This is a genomic window from Pseudomonas sp. BF-B-15, assembly GCF_019946675.1.
Lineage (GTDB): Bacteria > Pseudomonadota > Gammaproteobacteria > Pseudomonadales > Pseudomonadaceae > Aquipseudomonas > Aquipseudomonas migulae.
The window spans coordinates 1-19,801 of record NZ_JAGYFZ010000105.1 but is presented as its reverse complement, the minus strand read 5'-3'; the positions used below and the strand labels follow the sequence as shown (position 1 = coordinate 19,801).

General features: G+C 58.1%; 14 protein-coding genes and 1 pseudogene. 10 read left to right on the top strand and 5 right to left on the bottom strand.

All coding sequences use genetic code 11. The features are described 5' to 3' along the window. The first annotated feature begins 339 nt into the window (after window positions 1-339). The 5 genes from KGA97_RS24865 (at window position 340) to KGA97_RS24845 (ending at window position 5,598) form a co-directional block, all read left to right on the top strand. A complete protein-coding gene (locus tag KGA97_RS24865; RefSeq protein WP_008036263.1) occupies window positions 340-1,056 on the top strand; it encodes an ABC transporter permease in 717 nt (238 codons plus the stop codon). A gap of 20 nt (window positions 1,057-1,076) precedes the next feature. Next, entirely contained in the window at window positions 1,077-1,970 is an 894-nt protein-coding gene (locus tag KGA97_RS24860) for a glycine betaine ABC transporter substrate-binding protein (protein ID WP_223481686.1), read from the top strand. Between the two features lie 12 nt (window positions 1,971-1,982). Next, on the top strand, window positions 1,983-2,636 hold the full coding sequence (locus KGA97_RS24855) for an ABC transporter permease (protein ID WP_207285284.1): 654 nt from the start codon (window positions 1,983-1,985) through the stop codon (window positions 2,634-2,636). Next, window positions 2,633-3,787 carry a betaine/proline/choline family ABC transporter ATP-binding protein gene (locus KGA97_RS24850; protein ID WP_223481685.1) on the top strand — a complete coding sequence of 385 codons (1,155 nt, stop codon included), beginning with the start codon at window positions 2,633-2,635 and terminating at the stop codon, window positions 3,785-3,787. The genes KGA97_RS24855 and KGA97_RS24850 overlap by 4 nt, the downstream gene beginning before the upstream one ends. Window positions 3,788-4,434: 647 nt before the next feature. Continuing rightward, a complete protein-coding gene (locus KGA97_RS24845; RefSeq protein WP_008024420.1) occupies window positions 4,435-5,598 on the top strand; it encodes a type III PLP-dependent enzyme in 1,164 nt (387 codons plus the stop codon). A 50-nt stretch (window positions 5,599-5,648) separates the two neighbouring features. Here KGA97_RS24845 and KGA97_RS24840 read toward each other — a convergent pair whose 3' ends face one another. The 4 genes from KGA97_RS24840 to KGA97_RS24825 all read right to left on the bottom strand — a co-directional run bounded on the left by KGA97_RS24840 (window position 5,649) and on the right by KGA97_RS24825 (window position 10,559). Next, window positions 5,649-6,548, bottom strand: coding sequence for a hypothetical protein (locus KGA97_RS24840; protein WP_223481684.1), 900 nt, complete (start codon window positions 6,546-6,548; stop codon window positions 5,649-5,651). A gap of 112 nt (window positions 6,549-6,660) precedes the next feature. Then, complete coding sequence (locus KGA97_RS24835) at window positions 6,661-8,919, bottom strand: alpha-xenorhabdolysin family binary toxin subunit A (RefSeq protein WP_223481683.1); 2,259 nt, start codon at window positions 8,917-8,919, stop codon at window positions 6,661-6,663. Between the two features lie 204 nt (window positions 8,920-9,123). Next, window positions 9,124-9,882, bottom strand: coding sequence for a tetratricopeptide repeat protein (locus KGA97_RS24830; RefSeq protein ID WP_223481682.1), 759 nt, complete (start codon window positions 9,880-9,882; stop codon window positions 9,124-9,126). Next, window positions 9,879-10,559 (bottom strand): Fe2+-dependent dioxygenase, encoded by a 681-nt coding sequence (locus KGA97_RS24825; RefSeq protein ID WP_008036255.1) that lies wholly within the window; start codon window positions 10,557-10,559, stop codon window positions 9,879-9,881. The genes KGA97_RS24830 and KGA97_RS24825 overlap by 4 nt, the downstream gene beginning before the upstream one ends. A 205-nt stretch (window positions 10,560-10,764) precedes the next feature. On the opposite strand from KGA97_RS24825, the gene KGA97_RS24820 reads away from it, so the two are divergent. Further along, entirely contained in the window at window positions 10,765-13,023 is a 2,259-nt protein-coding gene (locus tag KGA97_RS24820; protein WP_008036253.1) for a TonB-dependent receptor, read from the top strand. 250 nt (window positions 13,024-13,273) lie between these two features. After that, window positions 13,274-15,799: a PepSY domain-containing protein gene (locus KGA97_RS24815; RefSeq protein WP_223481681.1), complete on the top strand. Its 2,526-nt coding sequence runs from the start codon at window positions 13,274-13,276 to the stop codon at window positions 15,797-15,799. Between the two features lie 80 nt (window positions 15,800-15,879). Here KGA97_RS24815 and KGA97_RS24810 read toward each other — a convergent pair whose 3' ends face one another. Next, a complete protein-coding gene (locus tag KGA97_RS24810; RefSeq protein ID WP_223481680.1) occupies window positions 15,880-17,421 on the bottom strand; it encodes an alkaline phosphatase D family protein in 1,542 nt (513 codons plus the stop codon). A 389-nt stretch (window positions 17,422-17,810) separates the two neighbouring features. On the opposite strand from KGA97_RS24810, the gene KGA97_RS24805 reads away from it, so the two are divergent. The 3 genes and pseudogenes from KGA97_RS24805 to KGA97_RS24795 form a co-directional block, all read left to right on the top strand. Beyond that, entirely contained in the window at window positions 17,811-18,053 is a 243-nt protein-coding gene (locus KGA97_RS24805) for a pyocin S6 family toxin immunity protein (protein WP_223481679.1), read from the top strand. A 435-nt stretch (window positions 18,054-18,488) separates the two neighbouring features. Continuing rightward, window positions 18,489-18,788 (top strand): hypothetical protein, encoded by a 300-nt coding sequence (locus tag KGA97_RS24800; protein ID WP_192417411.1) that lies wholly within the window; start codon window positions 18,489-18,491, stop codon window positions 18,786-18,788. Window positions 18,789-19,073: 285 nt separating this feature from the next. After that, a pseudogene (locus tag KGA97_RS24795) lies at window positions 19,074-19,801 on the top strand (pyocin); the annotation flags it as partial.

Genomic DNA, 19,801 nt, shown 5'->3' with positions numbered 1-19,801 from the left:
CGCCTTGCGGTGATCTCTCGGCCCTCATCGCCGGCAAGCCGGCTCCTACAGGGTTGCGTTATGGCATCGAACGGGGGCGTGTTCGGTCATCAAGGGTGGCTATCTGCTGCTAATTATGGAACCTTTTAAAAGGTGGAGGCGTCCACTCCCCTGTTACGGCACTCGTCCCAGGGGCTTAAAAATCAGCAAGTTAGCCTGACGAGGCTGCGCTTATGGCTCGATTCATGTCCCTTCGCGGACATAGAACGCGCTGCTTCTCGCGAACGCTTACTTCGGCAGCCAGGACTGGCATTGCCACACGAAGCTGCGTTCGCCGACAAAGAAAAAAGGAGTCCGCCTGTGGCTATTCGCTATGGCAAAGGGCTGACAGGAGGTGCGGTTGTCGTCGCCCTTCTGGCCCTGCTGGTCCACTGGATTGGCATCAACACGATCGAACAGTACCGCGACGATTTGTTGTTTTACCTGCAAGCTCATCTGATTCTCGTCCTCGCCTCCATGCTGGCCGCCCTTGTTGTGGGCATACCCGCCGGTATCTTCCTCAGCCGTCCGACCATGGTGGGACGCGCCGAACGCTTCATGCAGATCTTCAACATCGGCAACACCGTGCCGCCTCTCGCCGTACTGGCCATTGCCCTGGGGATTCTGGGCATCGGCAGCGGCCCCGCGATCTTCGCCCTGTTCCTCGCCTCGCTGTTGCCGATCGTGCGCAACACCTATGAAGGCCTGAAAAATGTTCAGGGCTCCCTCAAGGAAGCGGCCGTCGGCATCGGCATGACGCCGACTCAAGTGCTGTGGCGGGTTGAACTGCCGAACGCCGTGCCGATCATCATTGGCGGTGTGCGTGTAGCCCTGGCGATCAACGTCGGTACCGCACCGCTGGCGTTCCTGATTGGCGCCAACAGCCTGGGCAGCCTGATTTTCCCCGGCATCGCCCTGAACAATCAGCCGCAACTGCTGCTCGGCGCGGCCTGCACCGCCCTGCTGGCCTTGCTGCTCGACGGCCTGGTGACACTCGCCAGCCGCCTCTGGCTCGAACGCGGCTTGCGCCCGTCTTAAGCCTCGGCAAAGGAATAATCATGAAGACATCAAGCTTTTTACTAGGCTGCGTTCTGCTGTTCTCGGGAATCGCCCAAGCCTCTGAAAAACCGGTGATCCGCATCGGCGCCCGGGTGTTCACCGAACAAACCCTGCTCGCGGAAATCACCTCCCAGTACCTGCGCGCCAAGGGTTATGACACCCAGGTGACTGGCGGTCTGGGCAGCAACCTCGCTCGCAGCGCCCACGAAAGTGGCCAACTGGACCTGATGTGGGAATACACCGGCGTCTCACTGGTGGCCTACAACCATGTCACCGAAAAACTCGACAGCGCTCAGTCCTACGCCAAGGTGAAAGAACTCGACGCGAAAAAAGGCCTGGTCTGGCTGACCCCGTCGAAGTTCAGCAACACCTACGCCCTGGCCCTGCCGGAAAAAACCGCGAAGGCCTACCCGCAGATCAACACCATCAGCGAGCTGAACACGGTGATGCAGGCTGAGGCGAAGACTAATCATCTGGTCGCGCTGGACACCGAGTTCGCCAACCGCTCCGACGGTCTGGACGGCATGGTCGACCTCTACAGCATGAACCTGACGCGCAAAAACATCCGCCAGATGGATGCAGGCCTGGTCTACACCGCCCTGCGCAATGGCCAGGTGTTCGCCGGTCTGGTCTACACCACCGACGGTCGCTTGAACGCCTTCAAGTTGAAACTGCTTGAAGACGACAAGCACTACTTCCCGGACTACACCGCCGCGCCAGTGGTGCGTCAGGTTTACCTCGATGCCCACCCGCAACTGGCGCAAGAGATCAAGCCGCTGGCCGAGCTGTTCGATGACGAAACCATGCGCCAGCTCAACGCGCGGGTCGATGTCGATCACGAAAGCCCTTCATCCGTTGCCGCCGACTTCCTGCGCCAGCACCCCATCAACTAAGGAGGAAAAGTCATGGAATTTCTCAACGCCTTTTCCCATCTCGACTGGCCGCAGGTGCTGCATCTGACCTGGCAGCACATCACCCTGGTCGGCATCGCCGTGACCCTGGCGATTCTGGCCGGCGTGCCGCTGGGCATTCTGATGACGCGTTTCCCGACGCTCGCCGGCCCCTTGCAAGCCAGCGCCACGGTGCTGCTGACCGTACCGTCGATTGCACTGTTCGGCCTGCTGCTGCCGTTCTACTCCAAATTCGGCCAGGGCCTGGGGCCGATGCCCGCGATCACGGCAGTGTTTCTGTACTCGTTGCTGCCGATCATGCGTAACACCTACCTCGCCCTGACCGGCGTCGAACCGGGCATTCGCGAAGCCGCACGCGGCATCGGCATGACCTTCGGCCAGCGCCTGCGCATGGTCGAACTGCCCATCGCCGTGCCGGTGATCCTCGCCGGCGTGCGCACCGCCGTGGTCATGAACATCGGTGTCATGACCATCGCCGCGACCATCGGCGCCGGTGGCCTCGGTGTCCTCATTCTCGCTTCCATCAGCCGCAGCGACATGTCGATGCTGATCGTCGGCGCCGTGCTGGTCAGCCTGCTGGCCATCTTCGCCGACCTGCTTCTGCAATGGCTGCAACGCACGCTGACTCCAAAAGGACTGCTCAAATGATCGAACTTCAAAACCTCAGCAAGACTTTCCAAAGCAACGGCAAAGATGTGAAAGCCGTGGACTCGATCAGCCTGACCGTCAATGAAGGCGAAATCTGTGTGTTCCTCGGGCCATCGGGCTGCGGCAAAAGCACCACGCTGAAGATGATCAACCGCCTGATCAAGCCGACCTCGGGCAAGATCCTGATCAACGGCGAAGACACCACCGACCTCGACGAAGTGACCCTGCGTCGCAACATCGGTTACGTGATCCAGCAGATCGGCCTGTTTCCGAACATGACCATCGAGGAAAACATCACCATCGTTCCGCGCCTGCTGGGCTGGGACAAGCAGAAGTGCCACGACCGCGCCCGCGAGTTGATGAGCATGATCAAGCTTGAACCCAAGCAATATTTGAATCGTTATCCGCGCGAATTGTCCGGCGGTCAGCAGCAACGGATCGGCGTGATTCGCGCACTGGCGGCGGATGCACCGTTGCTGTTGATGGATGAACCGTTCGGCGCGGTCGACCCGATCAACCGCGAGATGATCCAGAACGAGTTCTTCGAGATGCAACGGGCGCTGAACAAGACCGTGATCATGGTCAGCCACGATATCGACGAAGCGATCAAGCTCGGCGACAAGATTGCAATCTTCCGCGCCGGCAAGCTGTTGCAGATCGATCACCCGGACACGCTGCTGGCGCACCCGGCGGACGACTTTGTCAGCAACTTCGTCGGCCAGGACAGCACGCTCAAGCGTCTGCTGCTGGTGAAGGCCGAAGACGCGGCGGACAACGCACCGTCCGTCAGCCCGGAGACGCCGGTGGCTGAAGCGCTGGAGCTGATGGATGAACATGACCGTCGTTATGTCGTGGTCACGGACGGTGAGAACAAGGCGCTCGGTTATGTACGACGTCGCGACCTGCACCGTCAGACCGGGGCTTGCGCACAGTATCTGCGTGAGTTCAATGCCACGGCGGCGTACGACGAGCATTTGCGCATCCTGCTGTCGCGGATGTACGAGTTCAACCGTTCGTGGTTGCCGGTGATGGATGCCGAGCGGGTGTTTTTGGGGGAAGTGACGCAGGAATCGATTGCGGCCTATCTGAGCTCAGGACGCTCACGGGGCATGAAAACCAATATCGTGTCGCCGGCCGAGGCAGTCGCCTGACAGCCTGAATCGCTGGGTAAAAATGCAAAACCTGTGGGAGCGAGCCTGCTCGCGATAGCACCTTGTCAGCCAACGAAGATGTTGAATTTGAAATTGCCATCGCGAGCAGGCTCGCTCCCACAAAAATCGCACAGCCTGTGACCGGAAAAAAATATCAACACCTGCCTCGGCAAGCGGCCTCCAAAAAGGTCCGCCGAAACAGTCAAAAAATCACTCAGCCGTCCTTTTCGCAGCTATCGTCGCCGATGTTGACGCCATCGCAGTTGTCTTTGAGTTGGCAGACATAAGCGTCGAACGTGCAGGTATTTTTAACACTTCAGATTTCCTCGGGAACATCGGCCTGTCATCTGTGTCGAGTACAAGGAGAGCTGGCGGCAACGTGCGTCAGACAAGTGCAAAAACGCGACATTTTTTGTTGATCTCAAGCCCCTCACGCCCTAAAGTTCGCGCCGAACGTCCATGCTGGAAACGATCCATCCGGCTCAAGTACTGACGACGAGACAGCAAGGCCAAGGGAAAGCACCGCTTCCCATGGCCTTTTTGCTTTCGGCGACATGCCTTGGGAAGTAGGCGAACCAAAGTGGGGATACGGAGGACGTTCATTTGCACCCATTGATTAATCTAGTTTGCCAGTAGGAGTTCCCAGCATGTCGATCAACGTCGAAGACTATTTCGCGCGCGATACCTTTCAGAAAATGAAGGCTTTCGCCGACAAACAAGAAACCCCGTTCGTGGTAATCGACACCGCGATGATCAGCCAGGCCTATGACGACCTGCGCGCCGGTTTCGAATTCGCCAAGGTCTACTACGCCGTCAAGGCCAACCCGGCTGTCGAAATCATCGACCTGCTCAAAGAGAAAGGCTCGAACTTCGACATCGCCTCGATCTACGAGCTCGATAAAGTGATGAACCAGGGCGTCGGCCCGGATCGCATCAGCTACGGCAACACCATCAAGAAATCCAAGGACATCCGCTACTTCTACGAGAAGGGCGTGCGTCTGTATGCCACCGACTCCGAAGCCGACCTGCGCAACATCGCCAAGGCTGCACCGGGTTCGAAAGTCTACGTGCGCATCCTCACCGAAGGCTCGACCACTGCCGATTGGCCTTTGTCGCGCAAATTCGGCTGCCAGACCGACATGGCCATGGACCTGCTGATCCTCGCTCGCGACCTGGGCCTGGTGCCTTACGGCATCTCGTTCCACGTCGGCTCGCAACAGCGCGACATCAGCGTCTGGGACGCAGCGATCGCCAAGGTCAAAGTGATCTTCGAGCGCCTGAAAGAAGAAGACGGCATCCACCTGAAGCTGATCAACATGGGTGGTGGCTTCCCGGCCAACTACATCACCCGCACCAACAGCCTGGAAACCTACGCTGAAGAAATCATCCGCTTCCTCAAGGAAGACTTCGGTGACGATCTGCCGGAAATCATCCTGGAACCGGGCCGTTCGTTGATCGCCAACGCCGGCATCCTGGTCAGTGAAGTGGTGTTGGTTGCACGCAAATCCCGCACCGCCGTCGAGCGCTGGGTGTACACGGATGTGGGCAAGTTCTCCGGCCTGATCGAAACCATGGACGAAGCCATCAAGTTCCCGATCTGGACCGAAAAGAAAGGCGAAGTGGAAGAAGTGGTTATCGCCGGCCCGACCTGCGACAGCGCCGACATCATGTACGAGAACTACAAGTACGGTTTGCCGCTGAACCTGGCGATCGGTGATCGTTTGTACTGGCTGTCGACCGGTGCGTACACCACCAGCTACAGCGCCGTCGAGTTCAATGGCTTCCCGCCGCTGAAGTCGTTCTACGTGTAATACCGCTTGCTGTAACAACAGAAGGTCCATGACATGTCATGGACCTTTTTTTATGCCCGGGACCAGTACCGCATTTGTTCAGCCATCGACTTGACCTCTTCCAGCACATGCTCGACCTGCGCCAGAGTGCAGTTCAATTGCGAGAGTTTAATAGTCGGCCTGACGTTACGTAATTCAAGCTCAGCTACCGTCAGAAAGTGCTGCATTGCATAGAGGAAGTCGCTCAGATTGTGAATCGCCGAGCAGGCCCCTGTCTTGATCGCGAACAGTTCACGCAGATGCTCGTTCGCCCGCGCCTGACGCGCCTGTGCAGAATCGCCTGGACTGGCAGCGCCACTCAGCCCGGGCAGGCCTGATCCGCCATCCACGTACCAGGCTTCAAGTCGGGAATAGCGCGAGTGGCACTCACAGGATTTCAACGTCAACGACCGGAAAAACCGCTCGAACACGTTCTGGATATCATTGTGCAATTCCTGCGGCACAGCCTTGAAGTCCAACAGTGCAGCCTTGGTACGACCCAGGCGCAGAGAAAGCTCGAAAGCCAGGCCGTCGACATCACTGGGAGGAAACCAGATCCACCACTGCGATCGGGACAGGCTGAATAATTTGTAGTTCACGGAGTTGATACTGAAAGAGCGGCCTTGCTTGTGCGACAGTTTGGCCAGAATTCGGCACTCCACGGCAAACACCTCGATGGAGTGCAAGTTCTCATCACACACCTTACCCAGCGCCGAAATATCAGCCTCAAGCCGTTCCAGATAACCGGTACTGAATGAAGCCAGCACTTTAAGACGCTCGGCGTCAGGTCCTGTCGTCGGCACATGCCCCTGACGTTGCAAGTTGTCCGAATGGCTTTTCAGTTGATCCAGCGTGGCGGGAAGTGCGCGGAGGAAATCGAAGTATTTTTTCAACGCAACGAAATGCGTCTTCGCAAGCAAAAACTCATACATGGCAAATAACCTGATGACACTGACGAAGGCCAGCGTGGGAAACCGTCACCGATCAATATCCGGCAAGGGGAGCGATGCTCAATGCCCCCCCTGCCATCAGTGAATGCTGGCGTTACGGCAGTGAAACCGGCGTCAGAAAGCCAATGAACTGGCTCGCTTCTTTAATGGCCCTGGCACTGCGCGTCGCGACATCACCCGCCGTGTCGCCCTCCATGACCGTCAGGAATTGCTTGAATGCAGCAACAGCCAGCTTGTACTCGCCCACATAACGCTGGCGTTGGTCGTCCAGCGCATGAATCAAGTGGATAAACTCGATCTTGCCCACCGACTGATCGATATCCCGGTCTTTGAGCGCAATCTTTCGACCAAGCTCATTGACCTTGTCCTGAAGCTTGTTGCTTTCATGGATCATGTTGATGAAGGTGATGCCTGCATTGATATCGTCCATGGCTTTCTTCAGCTCATCGATCGCAAACATCACGATCTGAGCTTGCGGCGGCGCCATGCCCAGTTCTTTGAGCTTATCGATGGTCAAGGCAATGTCTTTGCCGATTTTCTCGATGCCGGCTTTTTCGATAGCGCTGATTGCCTCGGACAAAACCTTGAGCTCACGTTGAAGCTTGACCTGAGTCTCGCTCAACGCTTGTTTGGACTCTTTGGCATCGAGTTGGTCCTTTTCCAGGCCCGCGATGTAACCCAATGTGGTACGTCGGTCATACCCGTCGCTGATGTTGGCCAGGCGAATACTCACTTTGCTCGCCTCGCTGCGCGTGATGGCGAGTATTTTTTTCAATGCCGCAATGAGATCCTCTTCAATCTCGTCGAACTCCTCGGAACCCTCAACGGCACCGGTCAGTTCCTTTTCAAGCGCCACTAACTTACGAACCTTGGACTCCAGGTCCATCTTGCTGTTGAGGCTAGATTCACGCAGATCCCGGGCTGCGGCACCGACATCGCCGAGCAACCTTTGAAAGCGATCGAATACACCCGGCAAGTAATTGAGCCGGATAAAAAGGGCTTCGGCCGCGACAGCATCGTCACGCATCGCATGGTGGCTGTCCTTCAGAACCTGAAGATTCGGCTCCGGGTAGTTCTGCTTGATGGAAAAAGTTGTCATTTTGGGTACCGCCCTTCCTTGGTCCTGGTTGTATTCCTGATCCGCTTCCCTGAACACTTCGATCAAGAGGTCCGCATCATTGTGGATTTGCACCCAAGGGCCGACGACCTCTCGGAATGACGACATGAAGCGCCTCAAACTCAGCGCATCGGTGATGCCCAACATGGCGTTCGACGATTCATCGACGTACCGATGCATCACATTCCAGACGTGTATGAGATTCTGCGTGGCCAGATCAGCATCAATGGCGATGACGGTCAGGTTTTGCAGATCCTGTTCGACACGCTTTAACGAACCGAGGGTCTGGTTCATGTTTCTCAGGACTTCAATGTCTTTGTCCTGCGCCGCGTTCAGTTCCTTGCGTACGGCTCGTACCGCCTCCGCTTCGACACCGTAGTAAATAGCCATTCCCAAGCCGAAAAGATTCAACCCGGCTGCCGAGCCCAGCGCCTTGTCGACCAACGCCTGGTATTGGGTATTCTTTTCCAGAATCTCTTCGGCACGACGGGCGATAACTTCATCGAGTTTCTTGACTTCCGCTGGATAGGAATTGGTTTGAATCAATGCCACTCGCAACTTGATACCTGGAAGCACTTTTTCACGCAGGTCATAACCAAACTTGTCCAGATCGGTTTTTATACCCCGGACACTCACCAGATTGGATGCAACCCTGTCGAATATTTTACCCAGGTAAAACTTCATGTCCGGAATCGTATCCGCATCAAGTTCTATACCGGGAAATTTATCGCCCAGTTCAAGTTGCAACTTTTTCAGTTGCTCCAGTGTTTTGACATTGTACTTTTCAAGCCATGGACCGGACTTCAGATCAAGGTAGACCTCTTCCATGTCTTCGCCGTAGCGCTGCATGCTTGCGCCAAACAGCTTCAGTTCGGTCCCGGTGATCATGATGCGTTCGCGCAGCGGTGACCAGCGCCTGGCGTGATCACGAGTCTCGGCAAACGTCTTCAGGAAGTCGGCGGCCCTGAGTCCGTCACCGCCATCCTGGCCCGCACCGAAGCGCAGATAGTCGGTGACATCCTTCAATGTATAAGGAAGGGCCAAGCCTGCAGCTTCGTACCTGCGCAGATCAATGATTTGTTTTTTTGTCAGCAACAAACCGGCTTCACGCGTCACATTATCCGCATCCGCGTTGGACGCATCGGACAGGATCTTTGGAACTTCGGTTGCAAACTCGGTAATCTTCTCGTAGTTCGCCCCCCGTAAAGAGTTCTCCCACAATGTGTCATTGCTCATAACTACTCCATTAACTATAGGCATGAATATATTTAAATAATTTAAAGCAGATCGTAACAGCGCACTGTCAAATCCAATTTAACTGCGCCGAACAAAAGACTAATCCACTTATAAAAGTGCTGTCAAAGAAACCCTGAGGGGCATATATAAGAAAAGAATACAAACCTGCAAAACAACCCACTTCATGTTTATATGAAGCGTCTTTCAGGTTCGACCGAACAGTGTTTGTTCGTGATGGGCAAACTCCTCAGCCAAACACTTGAGCGCAGGGTCGGACGCTTCGCGCAAGCGTTGGACACTGACCCGCAGGAACCGCTGATTGCCGTTGACCATCGCCTGGCGCAACCAGGCCATTCCTTCGTCAAGCCTGCCCTGCTCCACCAAAACTGCGCCATGACTGAACTGCCCACGAAAATCCCCGGCATCGGCCGAGCGTCGATACCACTCGCGTGCGCCTTGCAGATCCGCGGGGCAAATCCGTCCTTCCTCCAGGTAACGCCCAAGCAGGTTCATCGACTTCGCATGGCCCAGCTCCGCAGCGCGGCGATAGAGGTTCAGCGCTTGCGGCTGATCTTCGGTCACCCCGCGCCCGGTCGCCAGCAGGTTGGCGTAGTTGTACATCGCCCAATCCAGTCCGGCTTCAGCGCCGACGCGATAATGCTGCGCTGCAACCGAAGCATCTGCCGCACAACCCCAGCCATGTTCATGACAGCGACCGAGCATGTTGCGCGCCATCAGGTGCCCGCGCTGAGCGGCTATCTCGAACCAGCGCAGCGCCAGCGGTTGATCCAGCGCGATGCCCTGTCCGTCCAGCAGAATCTGGCCGAGCAAGGCTTGCGCGTCGAGCACGCCTTCGCGGGCAGCGATCAGGATCGCCTGAGCAGCACGCGCAGGACTTTCCTCAAGCATGGCTTTGAGGTGATCGCCGTCGAGCACTTCCTCGCGGCGCAGTTGAAAACTCATACCTCGACCCAGCGACGCAACAGGTTGTGATACGTGCCGGTCAGGCGGATCAGTGAAGGGTGGTCGGGCATGTCCTGCGTCAGTTGCTGGATCGCTCCGTCCATCTCGAACAGCAGGGCGCGCTGGCTGTCTTCGCGGACCAGGCTTTGGGTCCAGAAGAATGAGGCGAACCGTGTACCACGGGTGACGGCATTGACCTTGTGCAGGCTGGTGCCGGGGTACAAGACCATGTCGCCGGCCGGCAACTTCACGCGCTGGGTGCCGTAGGTGTCCTGGATTTCCAGTTCGCCGCCGTCGTAGTCCTCCGGCTCACTGAAGAACAGGGTCGACGACAAATCCGTGCGCACACGCTCGATGCTGCCTTTGGGCTGGCGCACGGCGTTGTCGATATGAAAATCGAAACTGCCGCCCGCTGTGTAACAGTTCAGCAACGGAGGAAAGACCTTGTGCGGTAACGCCGCTGACATGAACTGCGGATTTTTCCACAACCGTTCCAGCATCGCCGCGCCGACTTCCTTGGCCAGTGGATGACCTTCCGGCAGTTGCAGGTTGTGTTTGGCCTTGGCCGACTGGTAGCCGGCGGTGATCTTGCCGTCGGCCCAATCTGCCTGTTCCAGAGCCTCGCGGATGCGCTGCACTTCTTCTTTAGTGAACAAGCCGGGAATGTGCAGCAGCATGAGGACCACCTGAAGACAAAGGGGCGTCAATGGTATTGATTCTTATTGACGCTGTAAAACCCCCAAGACGAATGAAACAGCAAAAACCGTAAGGGTAAATTGTAAAGAATGTAAATTCAGTGCGAATAGAAACGTTTCGCAATTGATACATAGACGCGTCTACCCTATATTCCGCGGCCTCAAATCCTTGGGGAGGGGAATTCACATGTCACGCCAACAACCACAATTACCTGTCAATTCACCGCGTTTGCTCGCTTCTGCGATTGGCGTGGCAATCACCGCCGGCTCTGCGGGGCATATGGTTTTCGCGGCCGAAAAGACCGAAAAAGCGCCGAACAATGCGATTTCCCTGGACGCCACTGCCATCACCGGCGAAACACAGGACGATACCTCCTACAAGACCGATACCTCGGCCAACAAGAAATACACCGCACCGCTGCGTGAAACGCCGAAAAGTGTCACCGTGATTCCGCAGCAGGTGATCCGCGACACAGGCGCTACCAGCCTGGTCGACGCCTTGCGCACGACACCCGGCATCACCTTCGGTGCTGGCGAAGGCGGTAACCCGGCGGGCGACCGTCCGATCATTCGTGGCTTCAGCGCTGAAAGCGACACGTTCGTCGACGGCATGCGCGACCCGGCGTCCCAGAGCCGCGAAATCTTCAACGTTGAATCGATCGAAGTCAGCAAAGGTCCGGGGTCGGCCTACACCGGCGCCGGCTCCACCGGTGGCAGCCTGAACCTGGTGAGCAAGACCGCCAAACTGGGCAGTTTCTACAATGGCGGCTTCACCTGGGGCTCGGATCAGACCAAGCGCACCACACTCGACCTGAACCAGCAGATGACCGACACCTCGGCCTTCCGCCTGAACCTGATGAAACACGAAGCCAATGTCGCCGGTCGTGACACCGTGGACGTCAGCCGCTGGGGTGTCGCGCCGACGTTCGCTTTCGGCCTGGGCACCGATACCCGCATGACCCTCGGTTACTACCACGTTGAAACCGACGACATGCCGGACTACGGCATTCCGCTGACCCTGAACCCGGCCCGCAGCAAGTACAACGTCGACAAACCAGTGCATGTCGACCGCGACAACTTCTACGGCGTCACCAGCCGCGACTTCCGCGAGACCACTAATGACAGCGGCACCTTCAAGATCGAGCACGATCTGAATGAAGACCTGACCGTGTCCAACAGCTTCCGCATGTCCCGTTCGACGCTGGACTACATCGTCACCAACCCGGACGACAGCAAGGGCAACGTCGCCAAGGGCAGTGTGTACCGTGGCGCCAAGAGCCGTAATTCGACGTCCAGCGGCTGGATCAACCAGACCGACCTGAGCGCCAAGTTCGACACTGGCACCATCGCACACAGCCTGGTCACCGGTATTGAGTTCTCTTATCAAGACACCCACAACCGCCCTTACATCCTGACTTCGGCCGCCAGCGGCACGACGTGCAACACTGCACTCTTCCGCTCCGGCGACTGCACCAGCCTGTACAACCCGACGCCTGGGGATACCTGGAACGGCAAGATCACCGACAGCGCCGCGTTCACCGACACCGACACCAAAACCGCCGCGGCCTACGTGTTCGACACGCTGAAGTTCAACGATCAATGGTCCCTGAACCTGGGCCTGCGTTATGACAACTACCAGGTCGAATCCAGCGGCCACGCCAACGCTAGCAGCACAGCGCCGGCGAACGACTTCTCCCGCGAGAACACCAGCGACCTGGTCAACTACCAGATCGGCGTGGTCTACAACCCGTTGCCTAACGGCAGCATCTACGCGGCCTACTCCACCTCCAGCAACCCGTCCGGTGAAACCAGCGGCAACGGTGGCCTGGATCTGGCGGCGAACAACACCGATCTGGACCCGGAAAAGAACCGCAACTACGAGATCGGCACCAAGTGGGACTTCTTCGGTGACGACCTGTCGCTGACCGCTGCACTGTTCCGCACCGAGAAAACCAACGCACGCATGAACGATCCGGATGGTGCCACCTCGCAAGTGCTGGATGGCGAGCAAACCGTCAACGGCCTCGAGCTGACGTACACCGGTAAGCTGACCCGCAACTGGAGAGTCTTCGGCGGCTACACCTACATGGAAAGCGAAGTGGTCAAAACCACCCTCGCCGCCGATGAAGGCAACCACATGCCGAGCACCCCGCGGAACAACTTCACCCTGTGGTCGACTTACGACGTGGTGCCGGACAAGCTTACCGTTGGTGCGGGTGCCACTTTTGTTGACTCGCAGTTCGGCAACATCGCCAACTCGGTGGAGATCCCGTCCTACTGGCGTTACGACGCGATGGCCAGCTACCGCCTGACCAAAAACGTCGACCTGCAACTCAACGTGCAGAACCTGACCGACAAGCGTTACTTCGACCAGATACTGCAGACCCACTACGCCCACGTAGCGGCCGGCCGTACCGCCCTGCTGAGCGCCAACTTCCACTTTTGACCACACCACAACCCTGTAGGAGCAAAGCTTGCTCGCGAAGACGTCGGCATAGACAGCATTTATGTTGCCTGACACACCGTCATCGCCAGCAAGCTGTGCTCCTACAGGTGTGCAGATGAAGGCTGGAATCAGGGAAAGGCCCCGTTCACGCAATTGAACGGGGCTTTTGTGCGTAAAAAAGAATGCTTCTCGACAGCCCACGGCATAATGCGCGCCGTGATGACAATTTCGAACGAACAAGGCGAGTGACGTGTTGAAGAAAACCCTGTTCCAGTTGCACTGGTTTTTCGGTATCAGTGCCGGGCTGGTCCTGGCCCTCATGGGCATCACCGGGGCGATAGTGTCGTTTGAGGATGAAATCCTGCGCGCACTCAACCCGTCGGTGTTGCAGGTCGAGAAACAGGTCGCCGGTGTGCTGCCGCCCGCTGAACTGGTGGAAAAAATCGAGGGTGCATCGGGCAAGAAAGTCTCGATGCTCTGGGTCGACACCGACAGCGGTAACGCCGCACGGGTGAACTTCACCCCGCCACCGGGTGAGCGTCGCGGGGAGATGCGCTACTTCGACCCGTACACCGCCGAGTTCATGGGCGACGCCACCGGCCAGGGTTTCTTCGACCTGATGCTGAAACTGCACCGCTTCCTCGCCATGGGCGATACCGGTCGGCAGATCACCGGCGCGTGCACGCTGATTCTGCTGTTCTTCTGCCTGTCCGGCCTGTACCTGCGCTGGCCGCGTCAATGGAAAAGCTGGCGCGCCTGGCTGACCCTTGACTGGAAGAAAACAGGCCGCAGCTTCAACTGGGATTTGCACTCGGTGGCCGGTACCTGGTGCCTGGTGTTTTATCTGTTGGCAGCGCTGACCGGGTTGTCCTGGTCCTATGAGTGGTACAACAAGGGCCTGACCCGATTGCTGTCCGATGCGCCGCAGAATGAACGCGTTCGCAATCGTGGCCCGGCACCGGAAGGCCCGGCACCGACGGCCGATTACGCATCGATGTGGAGCAGCATTTACAGCGCTGCCGGCCCGGCATTGAGTGCGTACAACATTCGTATGCCGCCCGTGGCCGGGCAACCCGCGACGGTGTTTTACCTGTTGAACACCTCGCCCCACGACCGCGCGCTGAACCAGATCTCCCTCGATCCGGCCACCGGCGTCGTCAAACGCCATGACCGCTACAGCGACAAAAGCTTCAAGGCGCAACTGCTGACGAGCATCTACGCGCTGCACGTCGGCAGTTACTTCGGGATTGTCGGGCGGATCGTCCTGACGCTCAGCGCGCTGACCATGCCGCTGTTTTTCGTCACGGGCTGGTTGCTGTACCTCGATCGTCGACGCAAGAAAAAGCAGATCAAGGACGCCCGCAAAGGCCTCGAACAACCGGACAGCGATGCTCCGGCGTGGCTGATCGGCTTCGCCAGCCAAAGCGGGTTTGCCGAACAACTGGCGTGGCAGACCGCCGGCCAACTGCAAGCAGCAGGCCTGCCGGTAAAGGTTCAGCCACTGGCCAGCGTCAGCGAGCAAGACCTGCGGAACTCCGGCAACGCGCTGTTCGTGGTCAGCACCTTCGGCGACGGAGAAGCGCCGGACAGCGCCCGTGGTTTCGAACGCAAAGTGCTGGGCCGGGCATTGAGCCTGGAGAGCCTGAATTATGCGGTGCTTGGATTGGGTGACCGGCAGTATCAACACTTCTGCGGTTTCGCCCGACGCTTGCATGCCTGGCTCGGCGAGCACGGCGGCAAGCATTTGTTCGCGCCGGTGGAAGTCGACTGCGGCGACCCTTACGCCTTGCGTCACTGGCAGCAGCAACTTGGTCTGCTGACCGGACAAGCGCCCGTGGACTCCTGGCAAGCGCCGAGCTACGACAACTGGACGCTGAGCCGCCGCGACGTGATGAACCCGGACAGCAGCGGCTCGCCGGTGTATCTGCTGGGCCTCAGCGCGCCGACCACCAGCAGTTGGCTGGCCGGTGATCTGGTGGAAGTGTTGCCGCGTAACTGCCCATGGGCAATCGAGCATTTCCTCGATGGCCTCGGGATCGACGGTCGCGCCTCGGTGATACTCGATGGCCTGTCGCAAGCGCTGGAACAAGCACTCGCGACTCGACAATTGCCCGAGAACCGTACGCACCTTGTCGGCATGCACGCGCAAGCACTGGTGGATGCTTTGGTGCCGCTGGCCATGCGCGAATACTCCATCGCCTCGATTGCCGCCGACGGTGTGCTGGAACTGATCGTGCGCCAGGAACTGCACCCCGACGGCAGCCTGGGTATCGGCTCCGGATGGCTGACCGAACACGCCCCGGTGGGCAGCACCATCAGCCTGCGGGTGCGCCGCAACAGCGGTTTCCATCTGCCGGTCGAACCGCTGCCGATGATCCTGCTGGGCAACGGCACCGGCCTGGCCGGGCTGCGCAGTTTGCTCAAGGCGCGGATCGCCGATGGGCAGCAACGTCATTGGCTGTTGTTTGGCGAACGCAATCGCGAGCACGACTACCTGTGCCGCGACGAACTTGAAGAGTGGTTGATTTCAGGGGATCTGGAACGGCTGGACCTGGCGTTTTCGCGGGATCAAGCCGAGAAAATCTACGTGCAGGATCGCCTGCGTGAATCCGCCGGTTTGCTCAAGCAATGGCTGGATGACGGTGCCGTCATTTACATCTGCGGCAGCTTGCAGGGGATGGCTTCGGGGGTGGATCAGGTGCTCAACGAAGTGCTCGGGGCTGAAGCAGTCGAGCGCTTGATCGAGCAAGGCCGCTACCGCCGCGACGTTTACTGACCCCCTCCCCCCTGTAGGAGCCAGCTTGCTGGCGATGGCGATATCAAAACCGCCATCGCCAGCAAGCTGGCTCCTACAGGTCATTGTGGCTGCAACTTCTGCTCAAACACACTGACCCCATCCAGATCCCGCAACACCACACTCATCTCCCCCGTCGCCCCCTCAATATTCACCTCGCCAAAAAACTGAAACCCGGCAAACGGCGACATGTTCTGCGCCGACGGTGCTTTCTCGAACACCACTTCAGGCCCGAAGGTTTTATCCAGCGGATTAGGCCCGAAGCTCCCCGCATTCAACGGTCCGGCAACAAACTCCCAGAACGGTTCAAAGTCCTGAAACGCCGCACGATCCGGATGGTAGTGATGCGCCGCGCAGTAATGCACATCCGCCGTCAGGAACACGAAATTGCGCACCTGTTGCGCCCGCAGAAAACCAAGCAGTTCGGCGATTTCCAGCTCACGCCCCTGGGCCGCGCCCGGTTCACCGTTGGCCACCGCTTCCCAGCGCGCCACACCGGGGCTGACTTCGCCGTCAGGCACACCGAGGCCGATCGGCATGTCGGCGGCAATGACTTTCCACTGGGCGCTGGAGGCTTTCAATTCACGCTTGAGCCAGTCCAGCTGTTCACGCCCGAGAAAGGGTTTGGCTGCACCGAGGTTGTCATCATTGGCCTCGCGATAACTGCGCATGTCGAGCACAAACACATCCAGCATCGGCCCATAACCGATCTTGCGATAGATCCGCCCGCCGTTATCCGCGCTCTGCAAACGCATAGGCGCATATTCCAGCCACGCTTGACGTGCGCGGCCTACCAGGCTGTGGATATCCTTGCTCTGGTAACGCTCGTCCAGTTGCTTGCCCGGTGACCAGTTGTTAACCACTTCGTGGTCGTCCCACTGCCAGATCTGCGGCACTTCGGCGTTGAAGCGACGGACGTTTTCGTCCATCAGGTTGTAGCGGTAATTGCCGCGATACTCGTCGAGGGTTTCGGCGACTTTGCTCTTGGCGTCGCTGGTGATGTTGCGCCACACGCGACCACTTTCAGTCACAAGCTGTGCCGGCACCGGGCCGTCGGCGTAGATGGTGTCGCCGCTGTGGATAAAGAAGTCCGGCAGGCGTAAACGCATGGCTTCGTAGATGCGCATGCCACCGATGTCCGGGTTGATGCCGAAGCCCTGGCCAACGGTATCGCCGCTCCAGACGAAACGGATGTCGCGCCGGGTTTGCGGCACGCTGCGCAAGTGGCCAAACCAGGGTTCGCTGGTGACACCGCTCTGGGCGTCTTCGAAATGCACGCGATAGAAAATCGCCTGGTCGGCGGGCAGACCGGTGAGCTCGACCCGCGCGGTGAAATCGCTGCGGGCATCAGCCAGCGGCGAAACAAAACGCCGAGGGTTGGCGAACAGGCTACGCGTGTCCCATTCCACCACCATCCGCGCCGCACGATCGCTGCGGCTCCAGACCATCGCCCGGTCGCCCAGCACGTCGCCGGACTGCACGCCATCGGTGAGTTGCGGCCGATCCTTGACCGAGGCAATCACCGCCGGCGCAAGACCAGGAAGCAGAATCCCGGCGCCGACTGCTTGCATGACACGACGGCGACCGAGGTTGAATTCGCTCATGGTGTTCTCCCTGAAAAAGGAAAACTAAAGCATGGCCGTGTGACCCGGGCATGACACAGAAATCGGCCAACACCATAGATCCCTGTGGAAGATTCTATGTTGCAGGGCAACCCTGCAATTTCAGATCGGTTGGTATTCGCTCTGATTTTTCATAGCGGCTCCTGGTCCTATCAAGGAATAGGAAATTTCAGCGCTGCATTTGGGAAACATCCTAACGTCAGCGTCTGAACGACCCCGTAGTTTCGAGGCTCCCTCAGGCTCATTTTCTGCCGATGCAAGTGTAGAGCCTATCTACATTTTGCTGAACGTGCTGCCGGGGATCACACCTCGGTAATCAAATCGGAGACCGGGGCGCAAAAGCCAGCAAACAAAACCAGGAAGGTTGAACCATGAAATATGATTTGAAGTTTCAGATTTACGGAATAGATGAAGGCAGCGACTTGGCTGTATTCGAGATCGATTTGCCCCCGACTGTTACCACGGATGTCCTGATGCCGATAATGGATTGGCATCAGGAAGAGGAAGCAATGAGGAGCCATCCTCTAACCCCCGAGCAGATTGCAACAATTGAACGTTTCGTAATGACAAGATTGCCCAAGAACCTAACGCTGTATATCAGCAGCTACATGTGAGCCTTCAGCATCCCCCACCTGAACGGCGGCTTAACATTCAAAAACGTTGCTGACAGAAAGATCGCATTCGCCGGCAAGCCGGTCCCGCTCCCACTGCGCTGGGTTCCCACGCAAAGCGTGGAAATGATCAGCGTGAGGCACACAACTTTTCAAGACGTTTCCTACAACGTATCTTGTTGCCGCGTTTCGGTATCGACTCCATAGTTCGGGCTCGCGGAGAACACCGCGAACGACCTTGGCCGGTCGGTGCAGGAACGCTACAGCGCAGCAACACCTCCTCAGGCACTTTGTGCCTGAGGTGTTGTTTTATGGCAGCTGTGCGTGGGACACCTTCGGGTGTGCCGGTTCCTGTGCCCGGTCGGCCAACCCGCGTATGGCTGCCACCCTCTTCGTTTGGCTGCGAATGGTGATAGCTCCAATTACAGGAGTTACATCATGTTCCAAGTCATGCCGCGTTACCTCCCCATCGACACCTACGACGCCGAAACACCGGTGCTCTTCGTCAACACCCACAAAGAACTCAGTGAACTCACCGCCTGCGCCATGCATCGCTTCACCGTGGTTCGCGATTTGGCAGACACGCTGACCAGCCTGAATCTGAAAAACATTTCCGATTGTGATCTGACGCGGGTCACCCGCGCCGTGCATCTGCTGATGCGTGAAGGCTGTGCCGTGCTGGATGTGGTTCAAGCGCGGGCATCGCAGCGGGAGAATGAGTACAAAACCACGATTTAGCGGTGTTGCCGCCGGCCCCATCGCGGGCAAGCCCGCTCTCACAGGATTTCTAGCGTTCACAAATTTTGTGCTCACCACAAACCCTGTGGGAGCGTGGCTTGCCCGCGAAGAACGATAACGCGGACTTACTGACTCACCATCACAGCACCCTGCAACACCATGAAATAGGAAATTTCAGCGCCGCTTTTAGGAAACGTCCTAACGCCTACGCCTGAGCGTCCCGGATAGGGTTGAGGCAAACCCGGCTACACGCCGGGATTGTCCAAGGACGAAAAAGAAGCGCTGATGAAAAAGCTCGGTTTCCCGGAATCCCCGGACTATCTGCCCGCCCCAAGACAACTCCCCACGACGGAGGAAGTGCAAGCCTTCCAGGATGCTGGCGCAGCGGTATCCGCCAAGAACGAAAAGCATGAACTGGACGCCAATGCCCGTTGGGAGGCCCGTCGAAAAACACGACAAAACGCTCTCGACACAAAGTCCGACTCACAATTCAAGGGCTGCGTGTTCGCCAAAAGCTGCAACCTCCCGGACGGTGTCATCAATCACAACAACCACGCCGGTTATGTCCCCGTCGAGAAACTGGCTGACTACGGGTTGTGGGCTGTACTGGGCACCGGCGCGGCGATTACCGCCGAAGGCACACCGCTTGAATGGGTGGCCGGCTCGGCGACGGGCAACGCCTTGGCCCAACGTCTCGGTGGTTCGCTCGCCCTATCGCTGACGGGTTCAGTGGTGGCGACTGGGGCAGTCGTCGGGACAGTGGCGCTGCTAATGCCCAACACCCGCCTTTCGCCCGACAGCGCCTTCTACAAAAACGAACAGTACGCGGCACTGGAGGCGGGACGAACCCGCGTTCGCGTCAATGTAAAAACCTTGCCGGATGGCGCGGTCAACGCCTACGGCTTCTACACCGGCGGAAAAAAAGACTGGGAGTTTGTCACCGTCATCAAGGCCCGAAAGGATGGCGAGCAGTTCATCGCAGACCTCGGCAACGGCATCGGTCTGACCTGGAC